Here is an 18,795-nt window from a genome sequence, read left to right as displayed (position 1 = left end):
TCGTTGGTTTTGTCTAGTACCTGTATCCCATTTTTTAGACGAAAAGTCGACAAGCATCTCCTTTTCTGGTTTTTCTGTTGGTTGTGGCGGGAATATGATTGACAGCGGGTTTTATGCGCTGAAAGTTAATTAATTGTTGATAAACAAGATGTTGAGGTAAGAATGTTCCGAGTGGGCCGAAAATTCGCAGGCCCGAAGGAAGCATTATTAAAAGTAGGGGAAACGCGGCGTTGATCCGGCCAATGGCGGAAATTGGCGATAAATGCAGCTATTGTTCTTCCTGCAGCGTATCTTCCCGCATGTAGCCCGGCCGCCGCCGCAGACACCACCAGGAATAACCGGCGTTGAACAGCACCACCAGCGCGGTGACGCCGAAGACCGCGCGAAAACCGTAACCGGCGGAGACTGCGGCGCCGAGCAGCGGGCCGCTGACGTTGCCGACGTCGCGGAACGACTGGTTATAGCTGAAAATACGGCCGGCCACCTGATTGGTGCAGTTATAAATCAACAGCGTCTGTACCGCCGGCAGCAACGCGCCGTCGGCCGCCCCCAGCAGAAAACGTAGCACCCCGAGTTGCCACGGCGTTTGCACGAACGCCATCGGGATCAGCAGCAGCACCGAAACGATCAGCATGAACACCAGTATGCGTTCCGGGCCGATGCGATCGCCCAGCTTGCCCAGCCGCGGGGCGCTCATCAATGCCGCGACACCGGGCACCGAGGCGATCAGCCCGCTGATAAACGCCAGATTGTGGGTGGCGCCGGCCAAATCGCGCACATACAGCGTCAGGATCGGCGCGATCGAGCCGGTGGCGATCTGGATGATCATGGTGGTGACGAACAGGCTGAGCACCAGCTTCGGGTTTTTCAGCGAAGCGAACACCTGTTTTGCGTGCAGCATGTCGCGCTTTTGCACCGGGGTGAATTGTTCTTTGACATACAGCAGCGTCAGCACGAAGCAGACGAACAGCACCGCGGCAGTGATATAAAACACCGGGCGCAGACCGTATAAATCGGCCAGCAGCCCCCCGATCAGCGGGCCGATCAGCGCACCGCCGACGCCGCCGGTGGACAGGGTGCCGAGCGCCCAGCCGCTGCGGTTGCGCGGCACCTGGGTGGCGATCAGCGCGTTGGCGTTGGGAATGAACCCGCCGAGCAGCCCCAGCACCGCACGCAGCGCGAGAAACTGCCAGACCGTTTGCGCCATGCCCATCAGCGCCATGACGATCGCCATACCGAGCGCCGAACGCAGCAGCATCAGTTTGCGGCCGCGTCGATCGGCCAGGGCGCCCCAGAACGGTGCGGCGATAGCGGAAAACAGGAAGGTGATGCTGAACAGCAGACCGGACCACATGTTGAGCGCCTGATGGCCGGTAACGCCCAGCGTCTCTACGTACAGCGGCAGAAACGGCATCACCAGGCTGAAGGCGGCGCCGGTGAGAAAACATCCCAGCCAGGCGACGAAAAGATTGCGTTTCCAGTTAACGGGTTCTGCTGCCGAAGCCATAAATGTCCACTGCCGAAAGGTGACGCGTTTTGCCGGTGGCGAGATGATGGGGCAAAACGTGAAAGTTAGCGTGGTAAGTATGCGCCGCAGGCGCGGCGACGGCAAACGAGGGGACGCAGATAGGGCAAAAAATGAAATAAAGTTTTAAAAATGGCGTTTAAACCTTATTCCGCGCTTGGCGCGCGGAATTTACAGCGTTTTATAGTCCGGCCAGCGCCTCGAAACCGGCGGCGGTGGTGGTGGTGCTAAAGTCGGTGACCTCGTAGTGGGCCACGGCGTTGAACGGATCTTCGGCCAGGATGGCGTCCAGCCGAGCACGCTCAATGCCTTTGGCCAGGATCACGCCGCCGGTGCGGGGATTCTTGCGGCCGGAGGCGACGAAGGTGCCGTCCTGAAAATATTTCTTAAGCCAGGCGATGTGCCCGTCAAGGTGGCTGTCGACGTCGGCGATCGGGCGATGGTAGGTCAGGCTGACAATGTACATGGCGGCTCCAAGGGTGGCGGCAAAAGCATTACCATCCCACCCTCGCCGGCGATTCTCAAGGGGCGCGCAATAAAAAACCCGCCGCCGGCGGGTTTGCGTGATCAGTACAGCGAAGGCTCGCCTTCCGGGCGGGTCTTGAAGCGGCGGTGCAGCCACATGTATTGGTCCGGCGCCATCAGGATCTCTTTTTCCACCACTTTATTCATGAAGGCGGCGGCGTCGAGTTCGTTGTCCAGCGGGAAGTTTTCCACCGCCGGCTGCATGATCAGCTCATAGCCTTTGCCGTCCGGCAGGCGACGCGGGGTGAACGGAATGATCGCCGGTTTGCCCATCCGCACCAGCACGTAGCTGCCGGTGGTGGTGGCGGCTTTATCCACCGCGAACAGCGGCACGAAAACGCTGCTGCGCGGGCCGTAGTCGTGATCCGGCGCATACCAGATGATATCTCCCTGTTTCAGGGCGCGGATCATGCCTTTGACGTCTTTACGATCCAGCATCGATTTGTTGGAACGCATCCGGCCCCAGGTTTGCAGCCAGTCCATCAGCTTGTTGTCGTGCGGGCGGTAAACGCCGATGCCCGGGTTGTGAATGCCGAAGATGCGCGCGCCCAGCTCCAGCGTCAAAAAGTGCAGGCCAATCAGCAACACGCCCTGATGGTTGTCGCGCGCTTTTTGAATGTGCTCCAGGCCGCTGACCTTGAACCAGCGCTCGATGCGCCAGTTCGGCCAGAACCACGCCATGCCGGTTTCAAACAACCCCATGCCGACCGATTCGAAATTCTTTACCACCAGCGCATCGCGTTCAGCCTGCGGCATGTCGGGAAAACAGAGTTCGAGGTTACGTTGGGCGATAACGACGCGCCGCTTGAGAAAGCGCATGGAAAATCGCCCGATCGAGGTGCCGAGCCAGTAGATGACGGGATAAGGCAGCAACACCAGCAGATACAGCAAGCCAATGCCTACCCAGGTCAGCCAGTAGCGCGGGTGCAGTAAGGAGCGATTGAAAGTAGGAACTTGAGTCATGGGTTCTCTGTTTTAATACGGTTGTTTAAGTGTAATGACAGAGTCATAGCATGGTCTGACGGCCGGGTGGGCTCGGTCGCTAGGTTCGTTTCTGCCGATTGTTTGCGACTATTGTGGCATTTTTCTGACGATCCGGGAAAACACAACGCATTAAAATCCCCTTTTGGGCGTTAAATATGCATCGAGTGCCGAATTTTTCCACAATATTTCCTGCCAAAAGCCCATGGCGATATCCTTATCAGGAAGGTCAATACGGTGGCATCCGGGATGAGTGCGCGATGCAGGTATGCGCACGCGAGCGCCAGGGCTGCGCGGCGGCGGTTTTTCGGGTATGATGTGCGCCGCGCGCGGGCCGGCTGGCTGCGCGCGGTAATCAGTCACCTCCCGAAAGACAGGAAAGTACACCATGCCAGTGTTACATAACCGAATTTCTAATGAGGAACTGAAGGCGCGCATGCTGGCGGAAACCGAGCCGCGCACCACAGTTTCTTTTTACAAATACTTCTCCATCGACGATCCCAAGGCGTTTCGCGACAGCCTGTACGTTCAGTTCGAAAAACTGAAGGTGTTCGGCCGCATCTACGTGGCGAAAGAGGGCATCAACGCGCAGATCAGCGTGCCGCAGCATAACTTCGACGCGTTCAAAGCCGCGCTGTTCGCCTCGCACCCGGCGTTGGATCAGATCCGCCTGAATATCGCGCTGGAAGACGACGGCAAATCCTTCTGGGTGCTGCGCCTCAAGGTGCGCGAGCGCATCGTGGCTGACGGCATCGATGACGAGAGCTTCGATCCGAGCAACGTCGGTGAGTATCTGCAGGCCGATCGCGTCAATCAGATGATCGACGATCCGAATACGGTATTCGTCGATATGCGCAACCACTATGAGTACGAAGTCGGCCATTTCGAAAACGCCATCGAGGTGCCGTCGGATACCTTCCGCGATCAGCTGCCGATGGCGGTGGAGATGCTGCAGGACAGCAAAGACAAGAATATCGTCATGTACTGCACCGGCGGCATTCGCTGTGAAAAAGCCAGCGCCTATATGCTGCACAACGGCTTTAAAAACATCTACCACGTGGAAGGCGGGATTATCGAGTACACCCGCAAAGCGAAAGAACAGGGGTTGCCGCTGAAGTTTATCGGCAAAAACTTCGTGTTCGATGAGCGTATGGGGGAGCGCATCTCCGACGATGTGATCGCCAACTGCCACCAGTGCGGCGCACCGTGCGACACCCATACCAACTGCAAGAACGACGGCTGCCATCTGCTGTTCATTCAGTGCCCGAGCTGCGCCGCCAAGTTTGAAGGATGCTGCAGCGAGATTTGCCGCGAAGAGCTGAAGCTGCCGCGCGAAGAGCAGCGCGCGCGCCGTGCCGGCCGCGAAAACGGCGTCAAGATTTTCAATAAATCGAAAGGATTGTTGCAGACCACGATGCACATTCCGGCACCGGAAGAAGAAGGCCCAGCCCGCTGAGCCTGAGGAACCGACAAGCCCGGCCGCCAAGCCGGGCTTTTTTTTTATTTCTCGCGCACGCCTTCTACGGAGATGATCAGCTCAACGTCTTGCGACGCCGGGCCAAGATCGGTGGTGATGCCGAAATCTTTCAGCTTGATCTTGCCGTTGGCTTCAAAGCCGGCGCGGTAGCCGCCCCACGGATCGTTGCCCTGGCCAATCAGTTTGGCATCGAGCGTAACCGGTTTGGTGACGCCGTTCAGCGTCAGGTTGCCGACCACCGCGTAACCGTCGCCGCTTTTCTTCACTTCGGTGGATTCAAACTTGGCTTGCTTGTTCTTCTCCACGTTGAGGAACTCGGCGCTGCGCAGGTGCTTGTCGCGCTCGGCGTGGTTGGTGTCGACGCTGGCGGTATTGATGGTCACGTTGACCTTGTCCTTGGACGGATCTTTCTCGTCGAAGGTGAAGCCGCCGTCGAAGTCTTTAAAGCTGCCGTACAGCCAGCTGTAGCCCAGGTGCTGGATGCGGAATTCGATAAAGGCGTGTTGGCCTTGTTTATCGATCTTGTAGTCTGCCGCCAGTGCGGAACCGGCGCTCAGCAGCAGGGCGCCTGCGGTCAGGCCCAATACGGTCTTTTTCAACATAGCAATCTCCATAAATCCAAAGGTTAATCGGCGCTGCTACCCAGCATCCGTTTCAAAGTGACATCACGATCGATAAAGTGATGTTTAAGCGCGGCCAGCCCGTGCAGTACCGAGAGCACTACCACGGCCCAGGCCAGGTAAAGGTGTATGGCGCCGGCGGTGTCGGCCTGTTCCGCCATGCCGGTCACGGTGGCGGGCACGTTGAACCAGCCGAACACGCTGATCGGTTGGCCGTCTGCGGTGGAGATCAGATAGCCGCTGATCAGAATGCCGAACAACACGGCGTACAGCGCCAGATGCGCGAGAATGGCGCTGACGCGAGTGAGGCGGCCATAGCTGGCCAGCGGTTTGGGCGGCGGTGAGACAAAGCGCCAGACCACGCGGATCACCATCACGATGAACAGCAGCGTGCCGATGCTTTTGTGGATCTCCGGCGCCTGATGGTACCAGACGTCGTAATAGCCCAGCGTGACCATCCATAGGCCGAGTGCGAACATGCCGTACACCGTCAGCGCCACCAGCCAGTGGATCAACACTGACACATGGCCGAAACGATCGGCGGTATTTTTCCAGAGCATCCTGTTTCCTTCGATTACCGATTGGCTGGCTGCAATAATTAAACTTTAGGAAACATAAAATCAATAATAAATTTAACTATGTTACTACTTTGAAATATTAGTCAGTGAATTTGTTCGAGATGTTCGGAGTTAATCAGATAAATCGTTGGAGATAATATTGTTTCGCTCACGAGAGGTTCATGCTAGTCATTGAAAAATGGGGCTATTATCTATTAATGTCAGCTTTTGTCATTTTACGTAAACCCCTCGTGAGTTGCCCGGCGAGATTATTTGTTGGCAAAGGTTATGCCTATTTATTGCGGCGCAGGGCAGGGCGGAAAGATTAAATTTGTCGAACGGTTGCGCTAAATCCCCTGCGGTGCAGCGGCGGATTTTGCTACCATTAGCGCCAAGAGCCGGCGCCCTGGCGCCGGTTAACCCAGTGAAATAACAAGGAAACGTCATGGGCCGAACCCGTGTGACCGACAGCAGCCTGCGTCTGGCCGTCCTGCTGGCGATGTTGGTGATCATTTTGGCCGGGGTGAAAGCCGCCGCCGACATTGTGGTGCCGTTTTTGCTGGCGGTATTTCTCGCTATGGTGCTGAATCCGCTGGTGGCGATGCTGGAGCGTAAACGGGTGCCGCGTATCGTCGGGGTGACGCTGCTGGTGACGGCGGTGATCGTGGTCGTGATGCTGTTTATCGGCATGCTGGGGGCTTCGCTGAATGAGTTCGCCCGTTCGCTGCCGCAGTACCGCGGCATGATGATCGAGAAGCTGCGCGAGCTGCAGCATTACGCCGGCCGTTTCAATATCAGCCTTTCCAGCGAAGCGATGCTGCAGTATGTCGATCCCAGCGCGGCGATGAATCTGGTCACCCGCATGCTGGGGCACCTGTCTGGCGCGATGACCAACGTCTTCCTGCTCCTGATGACCGTGGTGTTTATGCTGTTCGAAGTGCAGTTGCTGCCTTACAAGCTGCAGCAGGCGCTGGATAAGCCGAACGAGGGGCTCGCCGCGATGCGGCGGGCGCTGGATGGCGTGACGCGCTATCTGGTGATTAAAACCATCATCAGCCTGGCCACCGGGGTAATCGTCTGGATCTTCCTGGCGGCGGTCGGCGTGCGTTTTGCCTTTATCTGGGGGCTGCTGGCATTTCTGCTTAACTACATTCCCAACATTGGCTCGGTATTGGCCGCCATTCCGCCGCTGATTCAGGCGCTGTTGTTCAACGGATTGGGTGATGCGCTGGTGGTGGCGGGCGGCTTTATCGCTGTCAACATGGTGATCGGCAATATCCTCGAGCCGCGCGTGATGGGGCGCGGGCTGGGGCTGTCGACGCTGGTGGTGTTCCTGTCGCTGATCTTTTGGGGCTGGCTGCTCGGCCCGGTGGGCATGTTGCTGTCGGTGCCGCTGACGATCGTGGCGCGCATCGCGCTGGAGACTACCGAGGGCGGCTATCGGCTGGCGGTTATCCTGGGGGACGGCCGCCCGCCGCGCCAGCCTCCGGAGTGAGGAAGATTTTGCCATTCACGCCGGGCTGGGCGGCGTGATGCAGCGCCGCTGCGTACTGACGCAAAGGATAAATCGCGGCGGGTGGGCGCAGCGCCAGCTGGCCGCGTCGCAGCAGCAGGAATAACTGATAAAACGCCGTCTGCCATTGCGCCGACGCTGCCTGTGCGTTCCATTTGCGCAAGTGGAACAGCGAAGCGCGCAGCTTTAACTCGTCCACCACGCGCCGCCAGTCTACCTGGCGGCCGCTTAGCAGGCCCAGCGCCACAAAATCGCCGCCGGTGCGAACCGCCCGCGCCAACTGCAATCCGTCTTCTCCGCCAATGCAGTCGATGGCCGCACGGGCGCCAAAATTCGTCATTTCCGCCAGCTGCGGCGCTTCGATAACGCGCCAGGCGCCGGCGGCCAGCAACGCCTGGCGATGAGCGGCATTGCGCACCACGACCGCCAGACGAATGCCGCGCAGCGCCGTCAGCTGCGCCAGCAGCAGGCTGACAGCGGAGCCGCCGCCGTTGAGCAGCAGTACGTCGCCGGCGCTGAGCGGCAGCCATTGGGTCAACAGCACCCAGCAGGTGAGCGGGTTGATATAGATTTGCGCTGCGCAGGCGTCGTCGATGTCGTCCGGCACCCAGACCACCCGATCTTCAGGCAGCGTGACGAACGTTTGCCAACTGCCGTTACCCGCTACCGCCAGCGCGCGTCGGCCCGTTGAATGCCCATTCTGCGGATTGACGACGACGCCCACGCCTTCATATCCCGGCACCTGAGGAAGGGCGATGCGGTGCGCGTATTGGCCGTGGATCGGGATCAGATCGGAAGGGTTGAGCGGGGCATAGCGCATCTGCAATAACCGCTGTCCGGGGCGCAGCAGCGGTCTGCTCATCTGCTGGAATTCCAGCACCTGGGCGGGATCGCCGAAGCGGCTGAAGCTCAATCGGGGAAATAACGGCGGCATGGATTACATGACGAAGAAGAAATAGACATCCAACACCAGCAGCACCAGCCACAGACAAAGGTACAGCACCAGGTGCTCACGCACATTGTTGACGATAGCCGCCAGTATTCGGTTTAACATTTCAGCCGCCTGAAGAGAAGGACCCTTGATTATAGTCCTTTTCTCGGCGTCATTTATAGCGCGCCGCGCGTGAGGGGCGGGAAAGTGACGATAAAAAAGCCTGCGTTATCGCAGGCTTGAGGTTACACGGCCAACAGCGCCAGCGGCGTTGAATTCGCCGGCGTGCTCGGCGGGTAGAAATAGCGCAGCACGTTATACAGCGAGTAAAACTCCAGCCGGTTGCGCGCGTTGATCTTTTCAGTGATGTGACGCTTGTGCACATAGACCGTATGGGAGCTGATCTGCAGTTTTTTCGCAATGCGGTAGTTAGGCATCTCTGCCATCCAATACTTCATTACCGTCAGCTCCTGCGGGCTGAACAGGGAACGCTCTTCGCCGTCATCGGCCAGCGCCAGCGGATTCTCGCGCAGCGTGCGTAAGGTGAGCGGCAGAATGCTTTTATTGAACAGAAAAGCGTTATCGGCGATGCGCATTGGCGCTTCGCTGTAAGGGTAAGGTGTGTCGAGATAGATAAATAGCAAGGCGGACTGGCTGGCTTCCATAAAGGCCTGCAGTTGCGCGTCCGCTTCGTTATAGCGGCATTGGTTGCTGAGGTTCACCAGAATGTGGCTCGGCTGAAAGCTGGCCAACAGCGATGTAGCGTATTCAATGCTGTGGCAGCACTTGATCGTCGTGATCCCACTATCAGCAAAGTAGCTGGCTATACCGACCCGGGTGAAGCAGCATTCGTCCACGACAAGTAGTTTCATGGTGACGTCCTTGTTGAAAGCCGATGGAGCATATCTTCTGTAAAATAGGACTTACACTGCAAGTGTTCAATTCGGAAATTCAACTGCTGAATATAAGAAATTTCCGTTATCAGGATTTTTACTTGGTATTTAAAAGAGTTAGCAGGTTAACAAATTGTAACCGCCAAATTTCGCTGTCCAGTGCCTGAGGGGGACTTGGACAGCGAAATCCTTCGGTCAGCTAAATCGTTTCAGACCAAAGCTTGAGACGTCAACCGGCGGCGCTTTGTCCTGCGCGAACAACGCGGCGATCTCGCCCAGTGCACTGGCGAACTTGAAGCCGTGGCCGCTCAATCCGCTGATGACCATCAGGCGATCGCAATTCGGCAGGGTATCGATAATAAAGTCTTCGTCGGGGCTCATATCATAGCTGCAGGCTTCACCGTGTAAACATACGCCTACACCCGGCAAAAATTGCCGCAGGAAGGAGAAAACTTCCGTGCCGTCGCTGGCGTAGCTGCCGAAGGGTTTGCGCTGCTCGGGGGCATCCATCGGCTGGCCGCCGTCGTGTTTGCCCACTTTCAGGCCGTCGTTATCCGCCGGAAAACCGTAATAGTGCGTGCCGTCTTGCGCTTCGACGGTAAAGGCCGGGAAACGATTGTTCACGCTGTAGCGGCCATCTGCCTGATGCCAGGAGAAGACTTTGCGCAGTGGCGCGATCGGCAGTTGCGGCAACAGCGCTTTGACCCAGGTGCCGGCGGCGATCACCGCTTTTCGCGCCGTGAAACGCCCTTCGCCGGTGATGACCTCAACGCCGCCATCGATGGGTTCTACCGCGTTGACCGGGCAGTTGAACAGCTGGCTGCAGCCGGCTTCTTTCGCCAGCTTGATCAGGCTGGTTATCGCCAGCTCGGCACGCAGGAACCCCGCGTCTGGCTCGAATACGCCGACATAGCCTTCCGGTGCTCGGAATTCTGGCCAGCGCTGATTGATCTGTTCGGCGCTGAGGGTTTGCGCGTTCAGGCGGAATTTTTGCGCGCTGAGCTGCGCATTGCGAATGAATTCGGAGTGCTGTGGCCCCAGGTTGAGCACGCCGCACGACTGGAACAGTTCCTCGCCGGATTGTTGAATCAGCGCATTCCACAGCGCCTGTGCGCGCAGCACCAGCGGCACGTACTTTTCGCCTTCGCCGTAAGCGTGACGGATAATGCGGGTATCGCCGTGATGGCTGCCGTTTCGGTGCGGAGGGATAGCGCTGTCGATCATCAGCACTTTCAAGCCGGCTCGCGTGGCATAATAGCCTGCCGCCGCGCCGACGGAACCGCTGCCCACCACAATCAAATCATATTCCACGTGCCAACCCTCTCTGATAGCGATTTCTTATGCCCCCATGATAAAAGGTTGGCGGACGCAATGCACTGATTGAACGGCGAAAGGCGAAGAAAAGGCGCCGGGAAAGGTCGCGGCGCCTTAGGGGGTAGGAGACGATGAATCAATGTTTTCTGCGATCAAGATCCTGGTAATCCGTAGCTTCAATCTTGGCGATGCCGGCCTCTAAGATATTGATTAATTGACGGGCGACATCTGTGGTCAGCCAAAGCGTTCGGTCTACTTGGGCTTCTTCGGGCGTTTGGTCTAGTGAAGACAGGTAATGAAGGCGTATCATCATGGCGTCGTAAACGTCGACAGTACTGATATCCCAACCGACAAGCGGGTGCGTCTGAATTACTTCATCATTTCTGTCCATAAAGACCCCTTATTGAGTAGTAACTACCGTGAGTGACTAACGAGGATCAATGCGGCTCATCATCATGAGAGCAATTACAGTATACGCATCCGCTTTCATCGGTGGAGGGGTTGTCACCTAAAATTGCAAAATAAATATTTATTTGAACAATTATTCTACAAATTCGGGTGCGAACGCGCGATGAGTAAAGCCTGTGGCGTTATTCCGCGCCGCCGGTGGGTGGGGCGGAGCCGTGCAGACATTTTTCCAGTTCTTCTGCCAAGTGCGCGAAATGTTTCTGCGTTTCGGTGTCGCGATTCTGGCTTTGCGATTCCAGCCTCAGGCTGTGGATCAGCCGTTGGTTGGCTTTGTCATCCAGGCTGAAGGCCAGGTAAGAGAAGGCCACTTCCAGTACGTTCAAGCGTCTTTTCTGATCGGCAATCAGCGCCAGCAATTCGCCAAACGTCATTGCGTCTTCGGATTTCACCTTGTCCGGGGCCATGCTTACTCCTTTGCGTTAAATACAGCGCTGAGGCGGATTTGGTTCCAGAGTAAGGGTAAGCGATGAATGGGCAGGGCGCCAGAAACAAAAAAGCCGGAGAGCGACCCCCGGCAAAAACAGCATTGCAGTGTTATTCTGCGCTGAACCATTCGTCCGCGCTTTCCCAGGTTTCCTGAAGGATTTCCTCAATCAGATCCCGGTCGATTTTGGCGCCCCCCAGCACGGAGAGCCCGTTGGCGCCGGCATAACGGACGTGCACGACGGCGTCTGGAAACTGGCGATTGACCCGTTTGCCCAGCTCGCCGGTCAGCGCCTCAATGGCGCCCGACGGCAGCGGCCGGGTTTTATCTATAGTGACTTCAACACGCATAATTGCCCCCGAAGCGATTTACTGTTTATTTATACAGTTAACCGTAAGCGAGGGCAAGAGGGCGAAGCAAAAATATCAGCCTTTCAGCGACCAGTTCAGGGTTTCGCCGGCCAGGAATGGGATCACGGATTCATTGCCCAGGGCGATCTCTTCCGGCTGGGTGGTCGGCACGCGCTGCAGTTCGATGAAATATTCGTTGATCGGCAGGCCATAGAAGCGTGGGCCGTTGAGCGAGCAGAAGGCCTCGAAGTGCTCCAGCGCGCCGAGCTGTTCGAAGACGGCAGCGTAAGCCGGGATCGCATTCGGCGCATTGAAGCAGCCGGCGCAGCCGCAGCTGGACTCTTTGCGATGCTTGAGGTGCGGCGCCGAGTCGGTGCCGAGGAAGAAACGGTCCGAGCCGCTGGCCACCGCCTGACGCAGCGCTTCCTGATGGACGTTGCGCTTGAGGATCGGCAGGCAGAACAGGTGTGGGCGAATGCCGCCGACCAGCATGTGGTTGCGGTTGAACATCAGGTGCTGCGGGGTGATGGTGGCGCCGAGGAAACGGTTGCCTGCCTGCACGTACTGCGCCGCTTCTTTGGTGGTGATGTGTTCGAAGACGATTTTCAGTTCCGGGAAGTGACGGCGGATAGGCTCCATCACCTGTTCGATAAAGCGCGCCTCGCGGTCGAAAATATCGACGGCAGGATCGGTCACTTCACCGTGGATCAGCAGCGGCATGCCGATTTTTTGCATTTGCTCGAACAGCGGGTAAATGCCGGTCACGTCGCTGACGCCGTGGCTGGAGTTGGTGGTGGCGTTGGCCGGATACAGCTTGGCGGCGGTAAACACCCCTTGCTCGAAACCGCTGACCAGTTCACTGGCCGCCAGAGAGTTGGTCAGGTAACAAGTCATCAGCGGAGTGAAGTTGTGACCCTGCGGCACCGCCGCCAGAATCCGATCGCGGTAGGCGCGTGCGGCGGCCACGGTCGTCACGGGCGGAACCAGGTTCGGCATCACGATCGCCCGGCCAAATACCTGGCTGGTATAGGGCACCACCGTTTTCAGCATCTCATCGTCACGCAGGTGGATATGCCAGTCGTCTGGGCGGCGGATTTTCAGAACTTGAGGTTGTGCGGTCATCTAGCTAGGCTCCGGCGGTCAAATACGTCTAATGAAAAGCGAATAATGGGTTTATTCACGCCGGGGTGTAAGGATAAGCGGAAAGTGCCGCAGATGCATCTGTTTGTTGGCGACAAGTTGAAATCAACGGCGCAGCAGGCGCATAGTGACAATGATTTCAACGATGCCGACGCCAATACCGTCGACTTTCATCAAGTGGAAAGGGAGAAAACAATGGAAGTACGCGTTATCGCCACCCTGCAAGCGAAAGCGGGATTTGAGGCCGCAGTCAGTGAAGCGGTGCACGACATTCTCGAGCCGAGCCGCCAGGAGCTGGGCAACCTGCAATATGATTTGCATCGCGATCTGGAAAAACCGGGCACCTTCGTGTTCTTTGAGCGTTGGGCCAGCAGCGAAGCGCTGGATAAGCATAATGAGACGGCGCATTTTCAGCAGTTCGTCAGTCGACTTGACGGCAAGTTAGATGTTCTGGACATCAAAAAACTGAAAAAGATCGCCTGAGCTTTTTGCAGGCAAGAAAAAACCCGCCGTCGGCGGGTTTTTTTAGGTGTGCAGATTAACTTATTCGTTAACCGGCTGCGGCTTGGTGGCCGGCGCGGTGGCCTGGCTCACTGCCGAGTGACCACCGGCTGAACCTTTGCCTTCAAAGTTGAAGGAAGGGCGCTGCCAGTCGCTGTGCTTGCGTTCTTCCGGCACATAGGCCGGCGCAGGCGCTTTGGTCATCGGTGCAGTGGCGATGTGTTTGTACAGCGCGTCCTGCACGGCTTTCACCGGTGCCGGCTGCTGAGCAACCGCAGGCGCAGGTTCGGCGGCCGTTGGTTCCGGCGCTTTTTCTACCGGAGCGGCTGCCGCTGCAGGTGCGGCTTCTACCACTGGCGTTTCTTCCGTAGGTGCGGCTTCTACCGGTGCAGTTTCGACCACAGGCTCGTCTTCCGCTGGCTTAGCTTCAACCACTGGCTCTGCCGCAACGGTTTCAGCTACCGGCTCAACTTCCACTGCAGGGGCAGTCTCTTCCGCTTTCGGTTCTTCAACCGCAACCGTTGCCGGGGCGGTTTCCACCGGCGCCGGAGTTTCCTCGGCCGGGGTGGCAACAACCGGCGCTACGACTGCCGCTTCTTCCGTTACGGTGACGGCGGCAGTTTCAACGGCGGCTTCTGGTGCCGGTTCGTTGACGCTGGCCGCGGCCTGAGTTTCTTCCACGGCAACGCTGTGCTGTTCAACCGCTGCGGCGACAACCGGCGTCTGCTCTACGGCTTCGGTTTGCACTTCGGCTTCTTCAACCTGAGCGACCGGGTAGCTTACCCAGACTTTGCCTGATGCCATTTCCGGAGAAGCGAACGCGCCCACCAACGGCATTGGGGATTGCAGAGGGTAACGCTCGTCGCGGTAACGACGGCGACGCTGGCCGCTGACGCGCAGGTGACGCGGTGAACGACGGGAACGACGCGGCATGCCTTCGCCGTTGCCGCGGTTTTCGCCCTGGGCATCGTCTTCCGCCTGAGCGGCAACGGTTTCCGGCAGCAGCTTCACGCTGTCGTCGGCGGTTGGCTGCGCATCTTCGGCTTTCGCTACCGGCGCTTTCGGCGCCAACAGCTCTTCCGCTGCGCGCTGCAGCTCTTCTTCCGCGGACAGGATGCGCACTTTCTGCGTCAGAGGGCGGCGCTGACGGCGCTGCATGTTCTGCTGCTGGCGTTCTTCCTGCTCTTCGTCGGTGCTCTCGACCGCGTCAACGCTTTCCAGCGCTTTCACTTCCTGCTGAGCCTGGCGTTTCTCTTCCTGACGACGACGCTGGCGTTCAGCACGCTGTTCACGGCGCTGCTGCTGATCTTCGCGCGGCGCTTTAGCGCTTTCTTCCGAGGCAGTTTCCTCCGCTACCGGCGCGTTCTGCTGCTGGTTGCGGCGGTTACGGCGCTGTTCATCGCGGGATTCACGCGATTCACGGCCTTCACGGTTCTCACGCGGTTCACGGTTGTCGCGTTCGCGATTGTCACGGCCTTCACCGCGCTCTTTACGTTCGCCGCGTTCCGGACGATCGCCACGGTCGCTACGCTCACCGCGCTCTTTACGGCCGGTGCCTTGACGGCGCTGACCGCGACGATCCTGACGACGGTTTTCACCGTTGCCTTCCGCCTTCGGCGTTTCGGCCGGTTTGGCTTCTTCGACGGCAGGTTGCTCTTCACCGGCGAACAGGCTCTTCAAACCACCGAACAGGCGGCCCAGGAAGCCCGGCTTGGCGGCGGCCGGCGCTGCGGCTTTAGCCTTGGCGGCTGCAGCGACAGGTTTGGCAACGGCGACGGGTTCTTCAGCCGGCGGCGGCACATCGGCGGACAGGGAGAAGGAAGCCAGGGCCGGTTGCTCCGGACGCTTGCGTTCCATCGGCGCATCTTCCAGCGGACGCTCCATGTCTTCTTCGTGCAGTTTCGGCAGCAGGTAGCTGAGGGTAGATGTTTCCTCGCCCTTGCGTACGCGCAGCACCGAGTAGTGCGGGGTTTGCATTTCATCGTTCGGCACGATGACGGCTTTCACGCCACCCTGACGTTTTTCGATCGCGCTGACGGATTCACGCTTTTCGTTCAGCAGGTACGAAGCGACCTGAACCGGTACGATAGCGTGAACTTCTTTGGTGTTTTCCTTCAGCGCTTCTTCTTCGATCAGGCGCAGGATGGACAGCGCCAGCGATTCGTTGTCGCGGATGGTGCCGGTGCCGTTACAGCGTGGGCACACGTGGTGGCTGGATTCACCCAGCGACGGGCTGAGGCGCTGACGCGACATTTCCAGCAGGCCGAAACGGGAGATGCGGCCGATTTGGATGCGCGCGCGGTCTTGACGCACGGCGTCGCGCAAGCGGTTTTCCACTTCGCGCTGGTGGCGCACCGGCGTCATGTCGATGAAGTCGATGACGATCAGGCCGCCGAGATCGCGCAGGCGCAGCTGGCGAGCGATTTCGTCCGCCGCTTCCAGGTTGGTGTTGAACGCCGTCTCTTCGATATCGCCGCCGCGGGTTGCGCGTGCGGAGTTGATGTCGATGGCGGTCAGCGCTTCGGTGCTGTCGATGACGATCGAGCCGCCGGACGGCAGGCGCACTTCGCGCTGGAAGGCGGATTCGATCTGCGATTCGATCTGATAGTGGCTGAACAGAGGAATTTCACCGCTGTACAGTTTGATTTTGCTGCTGAAATCCGGGCGGCCCAGCGCGGCGATATGCTCTTTGGCCAGATCGAGAATTTTCGGGTTGTCGATCAGGATTTCGCCGATGTCCGGGCGCAGGTAATCGCGGAAGGCGCGCACGATAACGTTGCTTTCCTGGTGGATCAGGAACGGCGCAGGGCGGCCTTCGGCGGCTTTTTTAATCGCTTCCCAGTGCTTCAGGCGGAAGGAGAGATCCCACTGCAGCGCGTCGGCGGATTTGCCTACGCCCGCGGTGCGAACGATCAGGCCCATGCCGTCCGGCAGTTGCAGCGAAGAGAGCGCTTCTTTCAGCTCGGTGCGATCGTCACCCTCGATGCGGCGAGAAATACCGCCGGCGCGCGGGTTGTTCGGCATCAGCACCAGATAGCTGCCCGCCAGGCTGATGAAGGTGGTCAAGGCGGCGCCTTTGTTGCCACGTTCTTCTTTGTCTACCTGAACGATGACTTCCTGGCCTTCGCGCAGGACATCTTTGATGTTCGGGCGGCCATGGGAAGAGTAATTGCTAGGAAAGTATTCGCGGGCGATTTCTTTAAGAGGGAGGAAACCATGTCGTTCTGCGCCGTAGTCCACGAACGCTGCTTCAAGACTTGGTTCAATGCGGGTGATTTTGCCTTTGTAAATATTCGCTTTTTTCTGCTCATGACCCGGACTTTCGATATCCAAATCATACAGCCGCTGTCCATCTACGAGGGCAACACGCAACTCTTCCTGCTGAGTTGCGTTAATCAACATTCTTTTCATCTTAACTTACTCGTTATTTTTACATTATCGACAAAGCTGCGGGCAAAATAACCTCATGGCCGGAGTTAAACCGAAAGCCCCGTGTCTTCTCGCAAAGCCGTCAACCTCACGGTTGTCGCCTGCATAGGGGCGCATTATCTCGGTAAGCCTGCTTTTCTTTGTGAAAGACAGCACTTTTACTAGGGGAATAGCCTCTGATTTACGTCGACAGATCTGATTCCATTTGCCGGCCAAGCTGCAACCCGCAGCCCGCTAATTGTTTGATTTCGCATTACGTCTTACGCCATTGCTGCGTTTTTGCGCGATCAGACAAATTTTATAATTCCACCGTTTTCCCTGTTTAACGAGAATCAACGCGGAAAGTGACTGCATTATTCCACTGCTGATGCCGTTATAGCAAGGTGACTTTTCCTTAACTGCGGAAGAAATCGCAAACGTTCAAATCGGCTTGCTGCCTTATTGTCCGCTGGGGTTTCGCCCGCCGTCAGAGAGACAGTTAAGCACAGAAAAAGATGTGGCGCTATTCACGCGCTCTATTTAGAATCCCGCACCATGAAAACGAACAATCCAGCAGTACAATTCATCACGATTTCCGACGACGAAGCCGGTCAGAGAATCGACAACTTTCTGCTCGCTCGCCTGAAAGGCGTGCCGAAGAGCATGATTTATCGCATCGTGCGCAAAGGCGAGGTGCGGGTTAATAAAGGGCGCATCAAGGTCGAATACAAATTGGCGGCCGGCGACGTGGTGCGCGTGCCGCCGGTGCGCGTGGCCGAGCGCGAAGAGGCGCCGGTGTCGGCGAAGCTGGATAAGGTGGCGGCGCTGGCCGACTGCATTCTGTATGAAGATGACCACCTGCTGATCCTCAACAAGCCTTCCGGCACCGCGGTGCACGGCGGCAGCGGCCTGAGCTTCGGCGTGATTGAAGGGCTGCGGGCGCTGCGCCCTGAGGCCCGTTTCCTGGAGCTGGTGCATCGGCTCGATCGCGATACCTCCGGCGTGCTGTTGGTTGCCAAGAAGCGTTCCGCGCTGCGTTCGCTGCATGAGCAACTGCGGCTGAAGGGCATGCAGAAGGATTATCTGGCGCTGGTGCGCGGCCAGTGGCAGTCCCACTGCAAGGTCGTACAGGCGCCGCTGCTGAAAAACATTCTGCAAAGCGGCGAACGTATCGTGCGCGTCAACAGCGAAGGCAAGCCTTCGGAAACCCGCTTTAAGGTGGAGGAGCGTTACGAATTTGCCACCCTGGTGAAGGCCAGCCCAATCACCGGGCGTACCCACCAGATCCGCGTGCACACCCTGCATGCCGGGCATCCGATCGCCTTTGACGATCGCTATGGCGACCGCGAGTTCGATCGTCAACTGGCGGGTACCGGCCTGAAGCGTCTGTTCCTGCACGCTGCGGCGCTGCGCTTCGAGCATCCGGCCACCGGCGAAACGATGCGTATCGAAGCGCCGATGGACGAAGAACTGCGTCATTGCCTGCAAGTGCTGCGCCGGCAGGCCGCCAAATAATCCGCGTCACACCAGCGGGTTGATGCCTTCAGCCCGCAACATCTCCAACAGCGCAATCAACGGCAGGCCGATCAGGGCGTTCGGATCCCGGCCTTCCAGCCTGTCGAACAACGCGATCCCCAACCCCTCGCTCTTGAAACTGCCCGCGCAGTTCAGCGGTTGCTCCAGACGCACATAGGCGGCGATCTCCGCTTCGCTCAGCGCGCGAAAATGCACGTGGAAAGGCTCGCACAGGGCCTGCAGCTGCTTGCTGCGGCCGTTGTACAGCGCCAGGCCGGTGTAGAAGGTCACGGCCTGGCCGCTTGCCTGGCGCAGCTGCGCGCGGGCGTTTTCCTCGGTATGGGGCTTGCCGGTGATGCTGCCATCGATCACGCAGACCTGATCGGAACCGATGATCAGATGCTCGGGGTAGGCGAGGGCCAGCGCCTGGGCCTTCGCTGCCGCCAGGCGCAGCACCAGCGCTTCCGCGCCTTCGCCCGGCAGCGGGGTTTCATCCACCTCCGGCGCGGCGCAGTCGAACGGCAGCTGCAGTTTCTCCAGCAGCATTTTTCGATAGGGGGAGGTGGAGGCTAAAAGCAATCTCTGCATAATTTTTTTCGCAAACCGTAGCGTAAATGGGTACGGCATTTTAAACTGTCGGCCGCTGTGGAAGC

Annotated in this window: 19 protein-coding genes; 4 read left to right on the top strand and 15 right to left on the bottom strand. The window is 58.2% G+C overall.

What is annotated here, in order from left to right:
- Positions 1–268: 268 nt before the first annotated feature.
- The 3 genes from mdtG to J0X03_RS14520 all read right to left on the bottom strand — a co-directional run bounded on the left by mdtG (position 269) and on the right by J0X03_RS14520 (position 3,013).
- Positions 269–1,507 (bottom strand): multidrug efflux MFS transporter MdtG, encoded by a 1,239-nt coding sequence (gene mdtG, locus J0X03_RS14530; RefSeq protein WP_046686848.1) that lies wholly within the window; start codon positions 1,505–1,507, stop codon positions 269–271.
- Positions 1,508–1,706: 199 nt separating this feature from the next.
- Positions 1,707–1,991, bottom strand: coding sequence for a YciI family protein (locus tag J0X03_RS14525; RefSeq protein ID WP_129993384.1), 285 nt, complete (start codon positions 1,989–1,991; stop codon positions 1,707–1,709).
- A gap of 101 nt (positions 1,992–2,092) precedes the next feature.
- On the bottom strand, positions 2,093–3,013 hold the full coding sequence (locus J0X03_RS14520; protein ID WP_025159951.1) for a Kdo(2)-lipid IV(A) acyltransferase: 921 nt from the start codon (positions 3,011–3,013) through the stop codon (positions 2,093–2,095).
- Positions 3,014–3,419: 406 nt separating this feature from the next.
- On the opposite strand from J0X03_RS14520, the gene trhO reads away from it, so the two are divergent.
- Positions 3,420–4,487: an oxygen-dependent tRNA uridine(34) hydroxylase TrhO gene (trhO, locus tag J0X03_RS14515; protein ID WP_160204171.1), complete on the top strand. Its 1,068-nt coding sequence runs from the start codon at positions 3,420–3,422 to the stop codon at positions 4,485–4,487.
- 44 nt (positions 4,488–4,531) lie between these two features.
- On the opposite strand, the gene J0X03_RS14510 is transcribed toward trhO, so the two are convergent.
- Both J0X03_RS14510 and J0X03_RS14505 read right to left on the bottom strand, forming a co-directional pair.
- Positions 4,532–5,110 (bottom strand): YceI family protein, encoded by a 579-nt coding sequence (locus J0X03_RS14510; RefSeq protein WP_016928208.1) that lies wholly within the window; start codon positions 5,108–5,110, stop codon positions 4,532–4,534.
- Between the two features lie 23 nt (positions 5,111–5,133).
- Positions 5,134–5,688 (bottom strand): cytochrome b, encoded by a 555-nt coding sequence (locus J0X03_RS14505; protein ID WP_033642671.1) that lies wholly within the window; start codon positions 5,686–5,688, stop codon positions 5,134–5,136.
- 442 nt (positions 5,689–6,130) lie between these two features.
- Here J0X03_RS14505 and J0X03_RS14500 point away from each other — a divergent pair, with 442 nt between their 5' ends.
- Positions 6,131–7,180 (top strand): AI-2E family transporter, encoded by a 1,050-nt coding sequence (locus J0X03_RS14500; protein WP_046686850.1) that lies wholly within the window; start codon positions 6,131–6,133, stop codon positions 7,178–7,180.
- On the opposite strand, the gene J0X03_RS14495 is transcribed toward J0X03_RS14500, so the two are convergent.
- The 8 genes from J0X03_RS14495 to pyrC all read right to left on the bottom strand — a co-directional run bounded on the left by J0X03_RS14495 (position 7,137) and on the right by pyrC (position 12,700).
- A complete protein-coding gene (locus J0X03_RS14495; RefSeq protein WP_046686851.1) occupies positions 7,137–8,132 on the bottom strand; it encodes a zinc-dependent alcohol dehydrogenase family protein in 996 nt (331 codons plus the stop codon). The two genes, J0X03_RS14500 and J0X03_RS14495, sit on opposite strands and share 44 nt — an antisense overlap.
- 3 nt (positions 8,133–8,135) lie before the next feature.
- On the bottom strand, positions 8,136–8,252 hold the full coding sequence (locus J0X03_RS14490; protein WP_046686852.1) for a DUF2770 family protein: 117 nt from the start codon (positions 8,250–8,252) through the stop codon (positions 8,136–8,138).
- Positions 8,253–8,374: 122 nt separating this feature from the next.
- Positions 8,375–9,001 carry a LuxR C-terminal-related transcriptional regulator gene (locus tag J0X03_RS14485; RefSeq protein WP_033642674.1) on the bottom strand — a complete coding sequence of 209 codons (627 nt, stop codon included), beginning with the start codon at positions 8,999–9,001 and terminating at the stop codon, positions 8,375–8,377.
- A gap of 216 nt (positions 9,002–9,217) precedes the next feature.
- Complete coding sequence (gene solA, locus J0X03_RS14480; RefSeq protein WP_129993387.1) at positions 9,218–10,333, bottom strand: N-methyl-L-tryptophan oxidase; 1,116 nt, start codon at positions 10,331–10,333, stop codon at positions 9,218–9,220.
- A gap of 139 nt (positions 10,334–10,472) precedes the next feature.
- Positions 10,473–10,727: a biofilm formation regulator BssS gene (gene bssS / locus J0X03_RS14475; protein WP_004927812.1), complete on the bottom strand. Its 255-nt coding sequence runs from the start codon at positions 10,725–10,727 to the stop codon at positions 10,473–10,475.
- A 199-nt stretch (positions 10,728–10,926) separates the two neighbouring features.
- On the bottom strand, positions 10,927–11,208 hold the full coding sequence (locus J0X03_RS14470; RefSeq protein WP_033642676.1) for a hypothetical protein: 282 nt from the start codon (positions 11,206–11,208) through the stop codon (positions 10,927–10,929).
- A gap of 130 nt (positions 11,209–11,338) precedes the next feature.
- Positions 11,339–11,578, bottom strand: coding sequence for a DNA damage-inducible protein I (dinI, locus tag J0X03_RS14465; protein ID WP_033642677.1), 240 nt, complete (start codon positions 11,576–11,578; stop codon positions 11,339–11,341).
- A gap of 75 nt (positions 11,579–11,653) precedes the next feature.
- The gene (gene pyrC, locus J0X03_RS14460; RefSeq protein WP_160204172.1) at positions 11,654–12,700 is read right to left on the bottom strand and encodes a dihydroorotase; all 1,047 of its coding nucleotides are present in this window, start codon (positions 12,698–12,700) and stop codon (positions 11,654–11,656) included.
- A gap of 213 nt (positions 12,701–12,913) precedes the next feature.
- Here pyrC and J0X03_RS14455 point away from each other — a divergent pair, with 213 nt between their 5' ends.
- Positions 12,914–13,201 (top strand): putative quinol monooxygenase, encoded by a 288-nt coding sequence (locus J0X03_RS14455; protein WP_025302406.1) that lies wholly within the window; start codon positions 12,914–12,916, stop codon positions 13,199–13,201.
- 60 nt (positions 13,202–13,261) lie between these two features.
- On the opposite strand, the gene rne is transcribed toward J0X03_RS14455, so the two are convergent.
- Positions 13,262–16,630, bottom strand: a complete 3,369-nt coding sequence (gene rne, locus J0X03_RS14450) for a ribonuclease E (RefSeq protein WP_206975659.1) — start codon at positions 16,628–16,630, stop codon at positions 13,262–13,264.
- 552 nt (positions 16,631–17,182) lie between these two features.
- On the opposite strand from rne, the gene rluC reads away from it, so the two are divergent.
- Complete coding sequence (rluC, locus tag J0X03_RS14445; RefSeq protein WP_149542831.1) at positions 17,183–18,142, top strand: 23S rRNA pseudouridine(955/2504/2580) synthase RluC; 960 nt, start codon at positions 17,183–17,185, stop codon at positions 18,140–18,142.
- Positions 18,143–18,148: 6 nt separating this feature from the next.
- On the opposite strand, the gene J0X03_RS14440 is transcribed toward rluC, so the two are convergent.
- Positions 18,149–18,730, bottom strand: a complete 582-nt coding sequence (locus J0X03_RS14440) for a Maf family protein (protein ID WP_033642681.1) — start codon at positions 18,728–18,730, stop codon at positions 18,149–18,151.
- Positions 18,731–18,795 lie beyond the last annotated feature (65 nt).

The organism is Serratia ureilytica (genome assembly GCF_017309605.1).
GTDB lineage: Bacteria > Pseudomonadota > Gammaproteobacteria > Enterobacterales > Enterobacteriaceae > Serratia > Serratia ureilytica.
This window is presented reverse-complemented; position numbering and strand designations above follow the sequence as displayed.